Below are 14,680 nucleotides of genomic sequence, written 5' to 3'. Positions count from 1 at the left end.
GCAGCGAGAGGCCCCGCGTCGTGGGGCCTCTCGCTTTGCCGTCGCCGTTGCCCCAACGAACCCGACATCTCACCCGTACCCGGGTCCGTACCGGCGGCAAGGTGGCAACAGCGACGGCGATGTTCGCGCCCCCTACCTCAGGTCGTGGCGGTCCGCCCAGTTCCCGATGGCCGTTGCGATCTCTTCCGGGCGGTCCTCGGGGGCGTGGTGGCCGGCCTTGCCGCAGGCGACGGTCTCCAGGGCGGCGATGTTGGCCGCGCACCAGGCCGCCATCTCTTCGCCGATGAGCAGCGTCGGTGAGCCCTCGAAGGTCATGAGCAGCTTCGGGACGTCCGGGCTCTTCGCCAGCCACGCGTCGTACGCCTCGATGCGGGCGACCAACTCCGCCGGCTCGCCGCCGAGCGGTATCTGGCGCGCCCAGGCGAGGATGGGACGGCGGCTCTCCGGGGTCGGGTACGGGGCGAGGTAGGTCTCCAGGTCCTCGTCGCCCGCCGGGGTGAGTACGCCGCCGGTGAACGCCTGGCGGACGAAGAGGTTCTGCTCGAGCACCATCTCCTCGCCGGCACCGGGAGTGCGGATCATCTCCGAGCGCTTGCGGGCCTGCGGCGACAGATCCTCCCAGGCCATCGGCTTGACGATGCTCTCCAGGAACGCCAGGCCGAGGACCCGATCAGGATGGCGGGCCGCCCAGTCGAAGGCGAGCGCCCCACCCCAGTCGTGGCCGACCAGGACGACGCGGTCCAGGCCGAGCGCGTCGAACCAGGCGTCGAGGTAGCGGGCGTGGTCGGCGAAGCTGTACGAGATGTCGGGCTTACCGGAGCGGCCCATCCCAACGAGGTCGGGGGCGAGCAGGCGGCCCGCGCCCACGCCGGGCAGGACGTTCCGCCAGAGGTGGGAAGAACTCGGGTTGCCGTGGAGGAAGACGAAGGTCGTCCCCTCCCCGGAGTCCTCGTAGTGGATGGTCGAGTCGAGTACGGCGATCTCTGGCATCTCAGTCTTCCTTTTGCTGGTGCGGGGGGTCGAGCGGGGCGTCCAGGAGGGCCGTCAGGTCGCGGACGAACGCTTCGGTCCGCGAGCCGTCCTGGCCGCCCAATGGGGCCAGCAGCCGGTCGAGAAGCCGCTGGACGGTGTCGAGGGCCGGCCGTACCGCCTCGCGGCCCCGGTCGGTCAGCGCGAGGCGTACGGCGCGGGTGTCGGCGAGGTCGCGGGCGCGCTCGATGAGGCCGTCCGCCTCCAGCGACCGGGCCAGCTTCGAGATGTACAGCGGCTCCAGGCCGGTGCGGTCGGCCAGCTCACGCTGGCTGGGCCGCAGCCCGGAGCGTTCCATGCCGAACAGCGAGGACAGCAGGACGTACTGCGCGTGCGTGAGGCCCAGTGGCGCGAGTGCGCGATCCACGGCGACGCGCCATCTGTTCGCCAGCCGCCAGACGAGGTAGCCCGGCGTCGGCCCGTTCGGTGCCTTGCTCATGACAATTACCATACATGGCTACTGTAGCCATGGCTACTATTTTGCGCCGATCTGGCCCGGCTGGCAGAGCTCCGACTAACAACCCGCGTCGTGGGTCTTCACGAGGCGTCTGGGCGCGGTCAGGCGCCACGCGTCGGTGAGGAGCTCGCGCAGGTGATCGGGGTCGATCCGGGTCAGGTCGACGCCGACCCAGCCGTGCCGCCCGACGTACACCGGGAAGGAGAAGATCTCCGGGTCCTCGGCGAGCAGTGCCGTCTGCTCGTCCCTGGTGGCCTTCACGCTCGCCGACGCGCCGTCGTCCGACACGATCGCGAAGATCTTGTCGCGGACCCGGAAGGTCGGACGGCCCCAGGTCTCGCGCTCCTCGGCCTCGGGCAGTGCGAGCGCGAACCCGCGCAACTCCTCTGCGGACGACATCCGCTCCTCCTGTCTCGGTGGTCGCCGGGCCTCACACGATCGCAGCCGCCACCGACATTCAGAGCCCGCGCGGAATGGGCACCGCGAGCCCGGCGGTCCGTTCCGCGCGGGCTCTCAGATGCGCGAGGCGTTCCGGTGGTCGTCCTCGTCCTCCGGGCCCTTCGGCACGCGGCAGGCGTACTCCAGGAACAGCGCGGCGCCGATGAGCGCGATGCCGGCCAGGGCGGTGCCGCCGCTGACAAAGAAGTCACGCCGTGGCGTCGGCTTGTCCAGGGACGAAACGAGGAAGATCGCCATTCCGGCGAAGCCGCCGGCGAGCACGGCGGCCGCGTGCGAGCTCGCCTTGGCCAGGGCCGCCAGCCGCGCGGCCACCAGCGGCTCGATCGGTTTGGTGCCGGGCCGGTGCTGGATCCGGGCGCGGGTGAAGAAGGCGGTGTACAGCTCGCCGAGGGCGAGCAGCAGCAGCGACGGCAGCATCGTCCAGGGCAGCAGCGGCAGCGAGGTGTACCAGAAGCGCACCACCGCCCACACCACGACGGCGACGCCGATCAGTATGGCGGCCAGGACCGCGATCCGTGTCGGCTTCACGCGGGAGGCTGCAGGGAGAGGTCGTCGCGGCGCCGGAGCTCCTGACCGGCGACCGAGGGCAGGAGGTCCGCGATCCGCCCGCGCCCCGGCAGCGAGGCGTCCGGATCCACGTCGCACCAGGGGACCAGCACGAACGCCCGCTCGTGGGCGCGCGGGTGCGGCAGGGTCAGCTCCGGCGCGTCCGACGTCACCCCGTCGATGGTGACGATGTCGATGTCGAGCGTGCGCGGCCCCCAGCGGACGTCGCGGGTGCGGTCCATCGACTCCTCGATGTTCAGCACACGCTCCAGCAGCGACTGGGGCGCCACGCTGCTGTCCGCCACGATCACCACGTTGAGGAAGTCGTCCTGTTCCGGACCGCCGACCGGCTCGGTCTCATAGATCGGAGAGATCGCGACGAAGTCGAGGCCGGGCGCGTCGAACAGCGCGTCGATCCCCTCCTGCAGGTTGTCGAGGCGGTCGCCAAGGTTGCTGCCCAGCGAGAGCACGGTCCGGTGTTTCTGCTCGGAAGTCGTCATGAGCGGCTCCGGTGGATGGTCACGGCCACGTCGGTGAACGGATGCGGCACAGGGGCGTTCGGCTTGTGCACGGTGACCTCCACGCTCTCGACGAGTGCCACCTCAAGGCAGCGGGCCGCCAGTCGCTCGGCCAGAGTCTCGATCAGGTTGACGGGTTCGCCCTCGACCACGGACACGAGCCGGTCGGCCAGTGCGCCATAGTCGACGGTACGCAATAGATCATCTCCGGCCGCGGCCGGGCGGATGTCAAGGCCCAGGGTGACGTCGATGATGAATTCCTGGCCGAGCTCGCGTTCGGCGGGCAGGGCGCCGTGGCGGCCCCACGCGCGCAGGCCCCGCAGCACGATCCGGTCGGCGCCGCTCACCACGCGCTCCCTCTCACTCGACGTCCTCTTCCCTGCCCAGCACGGGCGATCCGTGGTGGAGCCACAGCCGCCATCCGGCCTCCGTACGTACGAACACGTTGGTGGTCACGACGCTTCCCCCGGAGGTGAGGCCGATCTCGGTCTCCTCGGCGGCCGTGATGATGTTCTCCGCGCAGCTGACGACGGCCTGGTCGCCGGACACCTTGATCTGGGTGTCGGTGAGCACGAACTGGATGTACGGGGTGTTGGCCATGATCAGCGCCCAGGAGCGGAGGACCGCGCCGCGGCCGCGGATCAGCGGCCAGCCCGGATGCACGCACACCACGTCGTCGGCGTACGAACCGTCGGCCCACACCGCGCCCATCCGGTCCAGGTCCGCGGACTCGAACGCGGCGTAGAACTCGGCGTGCGCCACCTCCACCGCCCGCGCGTCCAGCTCGGTCACCGGGCGGCTCCCCAGGCCGCGGCGACGCGTACGGCGTCGGCGTTGGGGCGGACCTCGTGCACGCGTACGCACCAGGCCCCGGCGGCGGCGGCCAGCGCGGTGATCGCGACCGTGGCGTCGTCGGACTCGGTGAACGGGCGCTGGGTGCCGTCGGGGGCGGCGAGGAGCCGGCCGAGGAACCGTTTTCGGGACGCCGCCACGAGGACCGGGTGGCCGAGTGCCCGCAGGGCGTCGAGGTGGGCGAGGAGGGTCCAGTTGTGGTTGTCCTCGGGCCGCTTGGCGAAGCCGAGGCCGGGGTCGACGATCAGCAGGGAGGGGTCGACGCCCTCCGCGACGATCGCCCCGATGCGGGCCCGCAGCTCGTCACGCACCTCGCGGACCACGTCGGCGTAGACCGCGCGCTTGTCCATGTCGTGGCTGTGCCCACGCCAGTGCATGACGACGTACGGGACGGAGGCCTTCGCCACCACGCGCGGCATGGCGGGGTCGGCCAGGCCGCCGCTCACGTCGTTGACCAGCCGGGCGCCGACGTCGATGGCGGCCTCGGCGACCTCGGCGCGCATCGTGTCGACGCTGACCGGCACGCCCTCGGCGGCGAGCGCCTCGATCACCGGGACGACCCGTCGGAGCTCCTCGCGCAGCGAGACCCGCTGCGCGCCCGGCCGGGTCGACTCGCCTCCGACGTCGACGAGGTCGGCGCCCTCGGCGACGAGAGCGAGGCCGCGCCGGATCGCGGCGTCATGGTCGAACCAGGCGCCACCATCGGAGAAGGAGTCGGGCGTGACGTTGACGACGCCCATGACGAGGCAGCGCCCGGGGTCGGGCAGGCCGGCGACGCTCATGGTCATGGGGTCAGCCTATGGGCTCGCCGCGCGGACCGGCCTGCCGGGTGATCCGTAAGACCTACGCCGCGACGCGCTTCGGGGGCCGCTTGAGGCCGGGGATGCGGACGCGCGGCCAGACGAAGAAGGCCTCGGCCTCCAGAGCGGCCAGGGCGATGCGGGGCGCGTCGCCCAGGCTCGAATAGACGAAGAACCTCGGCTGCCACACCGGCTGGAACTTGGCATTGAACTTGTACAGCGACTCGATCTGGAACCAGCGGGACAGGAAGATCAGCAGGCCGCGCCATGCCTTCAGGACGGGCCCCGCGCCGATCCGCTCGCCGCGCGCCAGCGCCGCGCGGAACACCGCGAAGTTCAGCGAGACGCGCTTGACGCCCAGATCGGGGGCGGCCTTGATCGCCTCGACGATCAGGAAGTCGTTGAGGCCGGGCTGGGCCGCGCGGTCGCGGCGCATGAGGTCCAGGGACAGGCCGTCGGTGCCCCAGGGGACGAAGTGCAGGATGGCGTGCAGCTCGCCGTCCTTGGTGGCGGTGGCGACCACGCACTCCTCGTCGCCGGGTTCGCCCACGCGGCCCAGCGCCATGGAGAACCCGCGCTCGGTATCGGTGCCGCGCCAGGCGTCGGCCTGGTCCCACAGCGCCCTGAGCTCGTCGGGGGCGTAGTCGTTCTCGCGGCGGACCTCGGCGGTGTAGCCCTGGCGGGCGACCCGGTTGACCATCTGGCGGACGTTGCGCATCGTCCGGCCGTCGAGGGAGAACTCGGCGGCGTCGACGATCGCCTCGTCGCCGAGTTCGAGCGCCGACAGGCCCGTGTCGCGGCACCAGATCTCGGCGCCGAGCTCGCTGCAGCCCATGACGGCGGGCACCCAGGCGTGGCGGGCCGCCTCCTCCTGGAACGCCTCGATGGCGCCGGGCCAGGCTTCGGGGTCGCCGATCGGGTCGCCGCCGGCCAGCATCACGCCGGACACCACGCGGTAGGTGACGCACGCCTTCCCGGTCGGGGACCAGATCACGCTCTTGTCCCGGCGGAGGGAGAAGTAGCCGAGCGAGTCACGGGCGCCCTGCCGGGCGAGCAGGTCCCGGACCCGGTTCTCGTCGTCGGCGGACATCGAGGGGGCGGGCTCGGCGGGCCGGAGGAACAGGAAGATCGTCGTGCCGGCGGTGAACAGGCCGAGCGAGCCCAGCATCAGCCCGAACAGGTCGTTCCTGCCGTCGGAGGTGAACGTCACCGGCCCGGAGGCGCCGAACAGGCCGCCGACGACGTGCCGCAGGCGCTCGGAGAAGGAATAGTCGCGGACGAGGCCGTGGTGGTTGAGCGCGATGAACAGCAGGCCCACTCCGACGCTGGCCGCGGCGAGGAACGATCCGACCCACAGGGCCCGCCACCGGGTCCGCGGGTCGCCGGTCGCGTAGAACTCGTCGCGGAAGTAGATCAGCGCCCCGAACATCGCGGCCGCGACGATGGCCGACAGCGCGAAGTCCTTGACGACGTGGGAGACGATCGTGAAGGCGAGCAGGCCGGCGACGGCGCGCCACGCGCGGCGCTTGCGGCGGCGCAGGCCGTGGGACAGCAGGAGCAGGAGCAACCCGGCGACCAGGGTCGCCGTACGGGCCGCGTTGTTCACCGATCCGGGGACGATCTCGTCGAGCCGGACCATCCGGCGGTGCCATTCGGGCAGCAGGGCGCCGATGACGTCGAGCAGCCCGATCAGGAACGACAGCCATCCGGCGGTGGCCGGGACCCAGCGCCGCTGCCGGCGGCGCTCCAGCTCTCCCGCCTCTCCCGCGCGACCGCCCGGCTCACGACCTGGTGCGTCGCGCTTCGTCTCGCCCATCACGGCCCCACAGCGTCGTCGACCGGGTCTCCCCGGTAGCCATCAACACCGACATCGATTCCTCAGGAATCCGGCCGCAGTCTCCCGCAACGCGAACACCGCCGACTCTTGTTTCGACGAACAGTCAAACCCTGGAGTTCACGAACGGCTCTCCCGGTCATGGAGCCGTCACCCGGAGGGCAGGTGTCAGCGACCGAGGATGAGGCTCATCGCCTCCGCGCGGGTGCTCGGCGAGTCGCGGAAGTCGCCCCGCACCGCCGACGTCACCGTCTTCGCGCCGGGTTTGCGCACCCCGCGCATGGTCATGCACAGGTGCTCGGCCTCGATGACGACGATCACGCCGCGCGGCTTAAGGACGCCCATGAGCGCGTCGGCGATCTGTGACGTCATGCGCTCCTGCACCTGAGGGCGCCGGGCGTACACGTCGACGAGGCGCGCCAGCTTGGACAGCCCGGTGATCTGCCCGCGGGCGTTCGGTGTGTAGCCGACGTGCGCGACGCCGTGGAACGGCACCAGGTGGTGCTCGCAGGTGCTGTACACCTCGATGTCCTTGACGAGCACCATCTCGTCGTGGTCGGCGTCGAAGACCGTCGTGAGGACGTCCTCGGGCCGCTGCCGCAGCCCGGCGAACTGCTCGGCGTACGCGCGGGCGACCCGCGCCGGGGTGTCGACGAGCCCGTCGCGGTCGGGGTCCTCCCCGACCGCGATCAGGATCTCACGGACCGCCTTCTCGACCCGCGCGTGGTCGATCGGCGGTCCGTGAAGTTCGAACTCCTCGCTCACGCCTTGCCTTCGGAATCGCTGTCCTGGGGCTCGCCGAGCGCCAGGCGGGACGAGCCGCTGCCGTTGCCCTGGGTCAGGTCCTGGACGTCCTTGGGGCCGAGCAGCGCCAGCTCCTTGGGTGTCAGCACCGGCGGGCGGTCCGACGGGAGCCGCTTGCCGTACCCGCTGTACGACGGGTTCGCCGGCCGCTTCTCAATCGGCGCGAAGATCTCCAGCACCTGGTTCTTGGAGAGGGTCTCCTTGTCCATGAGCTGGAGCACGAGGTCGTCGAGCACGTCGCGGTACTCGACCAGGATCTCCCAGGCGATGTCGTGAGCGGACTCGATGAGCCGGCGGACCTCGTCGTCGATCGCCGAGGCGATCTCCTCGGAGTAGTCGCGGCTGTGCGACATCTCCCGGCCGAGGAACGGCTCGGCGTTGTTGTCGCCGAACTTCCGGGCGCCGAGGCGCTCGGACATGCCGTACTCGGTGACCATCTTGCGCGCGATCGCGGTGGCCTTCTCGATGTCGTTGGCCGCGCCGGTCGTCGGCTCGTGGAAGACCAGCTCCTCGGCCGTACGGCCGCCGAGCAGCATGGCCAGCTGGTCGAGCATCTCCGACCGGCTCGCGAGGAACTTGTCCTCCATCGGGAGGGTCATCGTGTAGCCGAGCGCCTGCCCACGGGACAAGATCGTGATCTTGTGCACCGGGTCGGCGTTCGGCAGCGCGTGCGCCACGAGCGCGTGACCGCCCTCGTGGTAGGCGATCGTCTTCTTCTCCCTGTCGGACATGACCCGGCTCTTGCGCTCCGGCCCGGCCATGACCCGGTCGATCGCCTCTTCGAGGGTGTTCATGTCGATCTGCTTACGGTCCATGCGCGCCGTCAGCAGCGCCGCCTCGTTGATCACGTTGGCGAGGTCCGCACCGGTGAAGCCGGGAGTGCGGCGGGCGATGGTGTCCAGTTCGACGTCGGGCGCGAACGGCTTACCGCGGCCGTGCACCCGCAGGATGCCCTTGCGGCCCTCGAGGTCGGGACGGTCGATGACGATCTGCCGGTCGAAACGGCCCGGGCGCAGCAGCGCCGGGTCGAGGATGTCCGGCCGGTTGGTCGCGGCGATCAGAATGACGCCGCCCTTGACGTCGAAGCCGTCCATCTCGACGAGCAGCTGGTTCAGCGTCTGCTCACGCTCGTCGTGACCGCCGCCGAGGCCGGCGCCACGGTGCCGGCCGACCGCGTCGATCTCGTCGACGAAGATGATCGAGGGGGCGTTCGCCTTGGCCTGCTCGAACAGGTCGCGGACGCGGGAGGCGCCGACACCGACGAACATCTCCACGAAGTCCGAACCGGAGATCGAGTAGAACGGCACACCGGCCTCGCCCGCCACCGCACGCGCCAGCAGCGTCTTACCGGTACCCGGCGAGCCGTACAGCAGCACGCCCTTGGGGATCTTCGCTCCGATGGCCTGGAACTTGGCGGGGTTCTGCAGGAACTCCTTGATCTCCTGCAGCTCCTCGATCGCCTCGTCGGCTCCGGCGACGTCCGCGAAGGTCGTCTTGGGGGTGTCCTTGGTGACCAGCTTGGCCCGCGACTTCCCGAAGTTCATCACCCTCGAGCCGCCGCCCTGCATCTGATTCATGATGAACAGGAAGATCAGCACGACGACGACGATCGGCAGGAAGCTGAACAGCAGGCTCAAGAAGACGTTCTGCTTCGGCACCGAGGTGTTGTAACTCTTCAACTGGCCTGCGTCGGTCTTCTGCTGGAGCAGCTTGGCCAGGTCGTTGCCCTGGCCGCTGACCCACGAGGCCTGCAGCTGTTTGCCGTTCTTGAGCTTGACCTCGATCCGCTGATCCTTGTCGATGATCTGGGCGGAGGTCACCTCGTTGTTCTGGATGGCCTGGACGACCCTCGAGGTGTCGGCCTTCTCGTATGAGCCCCCGGGATTGATCCCGTACATGACGAGGAGCACCAGCGCCCCGAAGGCCAGAATCCATAGCAACGGCCCGCGAAAGTAGCGCTTCAGATCCATTTATGCGGTGCCCCGCGATGGGGCCCGTCCCTCCCGACCAGCGTCTCCAAGACCTCGACACGTAATGCGCCGAGGCGGCCTTCCCGAGTGTGGCTCCCCGCCTTGCAGCCGGGATACCGAAGGTACACCGGTCTCACGGAAGACCGCAGCACGACGACCGGTGCACTACTTCGCAAGATGCAACGTACTAAGCTAACCCTCTTGTTCCCCACTTCCACCGTAGACGTGTGGCGCAAGTGTGCCCACGAAGGGAAGGTTGCGGTAGCGCTCGGCGTAGTCCAGGCCGTAACCGATCACGAACTCGTTGGGGATGTCGAACCCGATGTACTTCACGTCGACCTCGATCTTGGCGGCGTCCGGCTTGCGCAGCAGCGCGCAGACCCCCAGCGACGCGGGGCCGCGCGACTCCAGGTTGCTCATCAGCCAGTGCAGGGTGAGCCCGGAGTCGATGATGTCCTCGACGATCAGGACGTGGCGGTCCATGATGTCCGCGTCGAGGTCCTTGAGGATGCGCACGACGCCGGAGGACTGCGTGCCGGAGCCGTACGACGAGACGGCCATCCAGTCCATCGAGACGGGTGAGTGCAGCGCGCGGGCCAGGTCCGCCATGACCATCACCGCGCCCTTGAGTACCCCGACGAGCAGGATCTCCCGGCCCGCGTAGTCGGCGTCGATCTTGGCGGCGAGCTCCCGGATCTTTTCCTGGAGCTCTTCCTCCGGGATGAGTACCTTCTCCAGATCTGCCCGCATGTCCGTTTCGTCCACCGCAGAGCCTTTCGCGATCATGCGGCCACGGGCCGCGCCAGTCCCTGCCCGCCCGAACACTCCGGGTCGTCTAGATTTCGGAGGATTCGGACGGCCCGAAGAGCAGCTTTTCATACCGGCGCCAGACCCGAACCCGGCCGGGTAGGTCCACGTGGGACTGGCCCCGCCACGCCGTAACGAGCGCGTCCGCCGCGTCGATGTGGACGGCCGCCAGGGTGCCCGGCGGGCTGCCCGCGGCGATCGCCGCCCGGCGCAGGACCCGGGTGCGCACGGCGCGCGGCAGCTCGGCCAACGCGCCGACGCGCAGCGCGCTCGGGGCCTTCTCCGTTCGCGCATCCGCCGTGGGAACGGCCGCCCCTCCCGCCTCCCGCGGCGACGCGCCGGCCCGGCGCCCATGCGCCGCTCCTTCGCCGGTCTCGGCCGGCGGCGATCCGCCCGCGGACCGAGGGGTGGGCGCGCCGGCCGGGACGGTGGCCTCCCGGAGCGCGCGCTCGGCCCAGGCGTCGAGGGCGTCGGCGTCGTCGCGCAGCATCCGCGCCGTACGGGCCAGCGCGGCGGCGACCCGCGGTCCGAGCTCCCTCTCCAGCACCGGGAGCACGTCGCGGCGGACCCGCACCCGGGCGAAGGCCGGGTCGCCGTTGTGCGGGTCGTCCCAGGGTGCCAGGCCCATGGCGAGGCACGCGCGGCGGATCAGGTCGCGGTCGAGGTCGAGCAGCGGCCGACGGTAGCGGCCCGCCGCCTTCGGCATCCCGGCCAGGGATCGCGCGCCGGAGCCGCGCGCCAGGCCGAGCAGCACGGTCTCGGCCTGGTCGTCCAAGGTGTGTCCGAGCAGGACGGCGGCGGCGCGATGGCGCGCGGCGGCGTCGGCGAGCGCGGTGTACCGGGCGTCGCGGGCCGCCGCCTCGGGGCCACCGGACGTGCCGACGGCGACGCGCACGGCCTCCACCGGGTCGAGTCCGAGCCCCGCCATCGTCCGTACGACGCCGGCGGCGCGCTCGGCCGAACCCTCCTGCAGACCGTGGTCGACGGTGATGCCACCGGCCCGGTGGCCGGATCTGGCCGCTTCGAAGGCCAGGGCCCCGGCCAGCGCGAGCGAGTCGGCGCCACCGCTGCACGCGACGAGCACCAGGTCGCCCGGCTCGATCTCGCGGAGCGTGCCGCGGACCGCCAGGCGTACCGCCGCGACCGCCGGATCAGGTCCCACGGCCCCATTCTCCAGCGCGGCGACCGGCGGAGGGGCGACCCCCGCCGAATACGGCCGTGCCGGAGCTCGGCGACGGTGGTCTCCACGCCGACGCGGGCCGCCTCCGCCCGGCGTCCCGAGGCGGTACGCGAGCACAGCGCCGCACCGGACGGCCTGAGTCCCCGCCCGCCGGTCACTCGGCGGTGGGCGGCAGCTCCGGCTTGCCGATGACCCGGCCGACCCACAGGGCGGGATCCTTGATCTCGTCGTGGGTGGGCAGGGTGTTCGGGGAGGTCCAGACGCGGTTGAACCCGTCCATGCCGGCCTGGTCGATGACCTGCCTGACGAACCGGGCGCCCTCGGCGTACTGCTTCATCTTCATGTCGAGGCCGAGCAGGCGGCGGATGGCCCGGTCGACCTGCGAGCCGCCCGCACGGCGGTGCTGGAACTTGGCGCGGATCTCCGCCACGCTCGGCACCACCTCGGGGCCGACGGCGTCCATCACGTAGTCGCCGTGGCCTTCGGCCAGCGTCATCACGGCGGTCAGGCGGTCGAGGATCTCCCGCTGCTCCGGCGTCTGGATGGCGTCGATGAGGTTGCCCTCGCCGCCGCGCACCGCGTCGGCGACCGCCTCGCCCACGTCGCGCAGCCGGTCGAGCAGCGCCCCCGGGTCGAGGTCGGCGGCGAGCAGGAAGGCCGTCATCTGGTCCTGGACGTACGCGCGCAGCCACGACACCGACGCGAACTGAGCCCGGTGCGTCTCCTCGTGCAGGCAGACCCACAGCCGGAAGTCACGGGTGTCGACGTCCAGCTCCTGCTCGGCGCTGACGATGTTGGGCGCGACGAGCGTCAGCCGCCCCGTCGGCGCGCGGCCGGTCGGGTCCGGCGGCAGGAACAGCTCGTACTGGCCGAGGACGCGGCTGGCCATGTACGCGAGGATCGCGCCGACCTGGGCTCCGGTCACCCGCGATCCCACGGCCTGGACGACCGCGCCGCCCGCGGCTCCGCCGAGGCCGCCGAGCATGCCGCCGCCCCGGCGCTCCTGGAGCTGTTCCATCAGGGGTTCGAGGACGACACGGAAGCCGTCGACGTTCGCCTTGATCCAGCCCGGGCGGTCGACGACCTTCGCCGGGGACGGGTCGAGCGCGCCGTCCATCCCGGTGAAGTCACGGACATGGCCCTGCGCGATCCGCGACAGGTCTCTGAGCTCGACGACGACCTGGCGAGCCTCGGTGGGGCTCACCTGGGGTCCCGAGCGAACGAGGCGGGTCCCCGTCTGTACGGCGACGTTCCAGTCGATCATGGATGCTGGCATCACAAACCTCTCCGGCCGGGCACCTCTACGGTACGTCCCCGCTGGTGTCGGGGGCATGCCCATATCGGCCCAACGCGTGAACGGGCCCGATCGACTCCCGGAACGGCGTCAGTGGCAGCCGCACGTCGCGAGGGTGCCGGCCAGACTGTCGAGCGCCGCCTTCGCGGCCTCGGAGTTCGCCACGTTGTTGGCCATGAAGGCGAACGCCAGCAGCCTGCCGTCGGTGTCGTACGCGACGCCGGCGAGCGTGTTGACGTTGTTGAGCGTGCCGGTCTTGCCCCGGACTAGGCCCATCCCGGCCGCGGCGGTGCCGGTGCGGTACCGCAAGGCGAGGGTGCCGGAGAAGCCTCCGATCGGCATGCCGGACATCACCGAGGCCAGCTCGGGGTGGGCAGGGGAGGACCCGGCGACGAGGATCCGGGCCAGGGCATTCGGAGTGATCCGGTTGTTGGGGGACAGACCGCTGCCGTCGACGGTCGCGACGCCGTTCGCCAGCCCGAGCCCCGCCAGCACGTCGTGCACGGCCGCGGCTCCCCCGGCGAAGGACGCCGGCCGGTGGCGGGCGAGGGCGACCTGGCGGGCCATCGCCTCGGCCATGTCGTTGTCACTGTTGGTCAGCAGCGCCTCGACCAGCGCGGACACCGGCGGTGACTGCACGGCGCCGAGCTGCCGGGCACCCCGCGGCGCGGTGGTGGAGGAGCCGATGGTCGCGGAGATCCCCTGTTTCCGCAGCAGCTTCACGAACGCGTCCGCGGCGATCCGGGGCGGATTCTGCACGCGCACGTGCGAGGACGGGGCGACCCTGCCCTCGTCCACCTCGAGCGCCCACACCGGGGAGACGTCGCCCTCGGAGACGTAGTTGGGCTTCCAACCCGGCCCCATCTGCCTTCCCTGGAACAGGGACACGTCGTAGTCGACGCGCGCGCTGCGGGTGCCGGCCGCCTTGAGAGCGGCCGCCGTCTGTTTCGCCAGGTCGGTCAGCGAGGCCGGGCGCGGGTAGGCGTTCTTGGCCGCCGTACGGGTCAGGGTCGAGTCGCCGCCGCCGACGAGGACGACGCCCCCGCCACCCTTGACCGCCTTGGTGGTGAGCCGGTGATCGGGCCCCACGGCGGCGAGCGCCGCCGTCGACGTGACCAGCTTGGTGGTCGAGGCCGGGACGGCCGATCGGTCGGCGTTGCTGGTGTACAACGCCCGGCCGGTGCTCGCGTCGATCACGGTGCCCGTCAGGTCGGAGCCCATCCCGGCCCTGCTCATGAGGCCGTCCAGCCGCGACGCGAGGTTGCCCGAGCCCGGGGCGGGCGCGGCCGCGGACGTCGGGCCCAGCGCGGGCGCGGCCGCGCTGACGATCGCCCGCTCCGCAACGGTTGGCGGGCGCACCGCGAGGGAACGGTCTGGTGTGAGCTTGACCACTGCGAGCGCGGCGGCGACGAGGAAAACGTTCAGGAGCGCCAGTGTGAGCATGGCCATGACGCGCTCAGGCCTCGGCACGTGACGCCCCTCCCCCATCGCCGTGTAGTCATGACGTGCGACATCCTTGTACGAGCCAACATCCAACCAGAACTACCTCGGCCCGCCCCGGGGAGCGGAGGACATTGTGGAATTCGACGTCACTATCGAGATTCCGAAAGGTCAGCGCAACAAGTACGAGATGGACCACGAGACCGGCCGTATCCGGCTGGACCGGATGTTGTTCACCTCGACGCAGTATCCCGCCGATTACGGATTCGTGGACAACACGCTCGGCGAGGACGGCGACCCGCTCGACGCGCTGGTCCTCCTCCAGGAGCCGACGTTCCCCGGCTGCCTGATCCGGTGCCGTACGGTCGGAATGTTCCGAATGACCGATGAGGCCGGCGGCGACGACAAGGTCCTGTGCGTGCCCGCCACGGATCCCCGCATGGAACACCTGCGCGACATTCACCACGTACCCGAGTTCGACCGGCTGGAGATCCAGCACTTCTTCGAGGTGTACAAGGACCTCGAGCCCGGCAAGTCCGTCGAGGGCGCGAGCTGGACCGGCCGCGTCGAGGCCGAGGCCGAGATCGAGCGCTCGCTCAAGCGGGCGGCGACGCACGGTCACTGAGAGCCCGCGCGGAACGGACCGCCCTGACCTGGCGCCCATTCCGCGCGGGCTCTAGGGCCTGTCTC

General features: G+C 70.9%; 16 protein-coding genes. 1 reads left to right on the top strand and 15 read right to left on the bottom strand.

All coding sequences use genetic code 11. The features are described from left to right. Nucleotides 1-132: 132 nt before the first annotated feature. From NE236_RS04710 to dacB, 15 genes are all read right to left on the bottom strand, one after another. The gene (locus NE236_RS04710) at nucleotides 133-990 is read right to left on the bottom strand and encodes a haloalkane dehalogenase (RefSeq protein ID WP_252840560.1); all 858 of its coding nucleotides are present in this window, start codon (nucleotides 988-990) and stop codon (nucleotides 133-135) included. Between the two features lies 1 nt (nucleotide 991). Then, nucleotides 992-1,468 (bottom strand): MarR family winged helix-turn-helix transcriptional regulator, encoded by a 477-nt coding sequence (locus tag NE236_RS04705; protein WP_252840559.1) that lies wholly within the window; start codon nucleotides 1,466-1,468, stop codon nucleotides 992-994. Between the two features lie 75 nt (nucleotides 1,469-1,543). Next, nucleotides 1,544-1,885 (bottom strand): MmcQ/YjbR family DNA-binding protein, encoded by a 342-nt coding sequence (locus NE236_RS04700; protein WP_252840558.1) that lies wholly within the window; start codon nucleotides 1,883-1,885, stop codon nucleotides 1,544-1,546. A 114-nt stretch (nucleotides 1,886-1,999) separates the two neighbouring features. Further along, nucleotides 2,000-2,473, bottom strand: coding sequence for a DUF3180 domain-containing protein (locus NE236_RS04695; protein WP_252840557.1), 474 nt, complete (start codon nucleotides 2,471-2,473; stop codon nucleotides 2,000-2,002). After that, the gene (folK, locus tag NE236_RS04690) at nucleotides 2,470-2,991 is read right to left on the bottom strand and encodes a 2-amino-4-hydroxy-6-hydroxymethyldihydropteridine diphosphokinase (RefSeq protein WP_252840556.1); all 522 of its coding nucleotides are present in this window, start codon (nucleotides 2,989-2,991) and stop codon (nucleotides 2,470-2,472) included. Before folK ends, NE236_RS04695 begins: the two co-directional genes overlap by 4 nt. After that, on the bottom strand, nucleotides 2,988-3,356 hold the full coding sequence (gene folB, locus NE236_RS04685) for a dihydroneopterin aldolase (protein ID WP_252840555.1): 369 nt from the start codon (nucleotides 3,354-3,356) through the stop codon (nucleotides 2,988-2,990). The genes folK and folB overlap by 4 nt, the downstream gene beginning before the upstream one ends. A gap of 13 nt (nucleotides 3,357-3,369) precedes the next feature. Continuing rightward, nucleotides 3,370-3,801 carry a nuclear transport factor 2 family protein gene (locus NE236_RS04680; RefSeq protein WP_252840554.1) on the bottom strand — a complete coding sequence of 144 codons (432 nt, stop codon included), beginning with the start codon at nucleotides 3,799-3,801 and terminating at the stop codon, nucleotides 3,370-3,372. Next, entirely contained in the window at nucleotides 3,798-4,649 is an 852-nt protein-coding gene (folP, locus tag NE236_RS04675; RefSeq protein WP_443612852.1) for a dihydropteroate synthase, read from the bottom strand. Before folP ends, NE236_RS04680 begins: the two co-directional genes overlap by 4 nt. Before the next feature lie 55 nt (nucleotides 4,650-4,704). Continuing rightward, on the bottom strand, nucleotides 4,705-6,477 hold the full coding sequence (locus tag NE236_RS04670; protein WP_252840553.1) for a GNAT family N-acetyltransferase: 1,773 nt from the start codon (nucleotides 6,475-6,477) through the stop codon (nucleotides 4,705-4,707). A 186-nt stretch (nucleotides 6,478-6,663) separates the two neighbouring features. Next, nucleotides 6,664-7,260, bottom strand: coding sequence for a GTP cyclohydrolase I FolE (gene folE, locus NE236_RS04665; RefSeq protein WP_252840552.1), 597 nt, complete (start codon nucleotides 7,258-7,260; stop codon nucleotides 6,664-6,666). After that, a complete protein-coding gene (gene ftsH / locus NE236_RS04660; protein ID WP_252840551.1) occupies nucleotides 7,257-9,269 on the bottom strand; it encodes an ATP-dependent zinc metalloprotease FtsH in 2,013 nt (670 codons plus the stop codon). Before ftsH ends, folE begins: the two co-directional genes overlap by 4 nt. Nucleotides 9,270-9,461: 192 nt before the next feature. Next, nucleotides 9,462-10,034 (bottom strand): hypoxanthine phosphoribosyltransferase, encoded by a 573-nt coding sequence (gene hpt, locus NE236_RS04655; RefSeq protein WP_252840550.1) that lies wholly within the window; start codon nucleotides 10,032-10,034, stop codon nucleotides 9,462-9,464. A gap of 70 nt (nucleotides 10,035-10,104) precedes the next feature. Continuing rightward, nucleotides 10,105-11,253, bottom strand: a complete 1,149-nt coding sequence (gene tilS, locus NE236_RS04650; protein WP_443612854.1) for a tRNA lysidine(34) synthetase TilS — start codon at nucleotides 11,251-11,253, stop codon at nucleotides 10,105-10,107. A gap of 157 nt (nucleotides 11,254-11,410) precedes the next feature. After that, nucleotides 11,411-12,520 (bottom strand): Rv3626c family coenzyme F420 biosynthesis-associated protein, encoded by a 1,110-nt coding sequence (locus NE236_RS04645; RefSeq protein ID WP_372494260.1) that lies wholly within the window; start codon nucleotides 12,518-12,520, stop codon nucleotides 11,411-11,413. 120 nt (nucleotides 12,521-12,640) lie between these two features. Beyond that, nucleotides 12,641-14,020 carry a D-alanyl-D-alanine carboxypeptidase/D-alanyl-D-alanine endopeptidase gene (gene dacB, locus NE236_RS04640; RefSeq protein ID WP_252840547.1) on the bottom strand — a complete coding sequence of 460 codons (1,380 nt, stop codon included), beginning with the start codon at nucleotides 14,018-14,020 and terminating at the stop codon, nucleotides 12,641-12,643. 106 nt (nucleotides 14,021-14,126) lie between these two features. On the opposite strand from dacB, the gene NE236_RS04635 reads away from it, so the two are divergent. Further along, on the top strand, nucleotides 14,127-14,615 hold the full coding sequence (locus tag NE236_RS04635; protein ID WP_252841131.1) for an inorganic diphosphatase: 489 nt from the start codon (nucleotides 14,127-14,129) through the stop codon (nucleotides 14,613-14,615). Nucleotides 14,616-14,680: the final 65 nt, after the last annotated feature.

The sequence above is a fragment of the Actinoallomurus purpureus genome, from assembly GCF_024055795.1.
Classification (GTDB): Bacteria; Actinomycetota; Actinomycetes; order Streptosporangiales; family Streptosporangiaceae; genus Actinoallomurus; species Actinoallomurus purpureus.
Note: the sequence above shows the minus strand (reverse complement) of the source record. Positions and strands in the feature narration are given on the sequence as shown.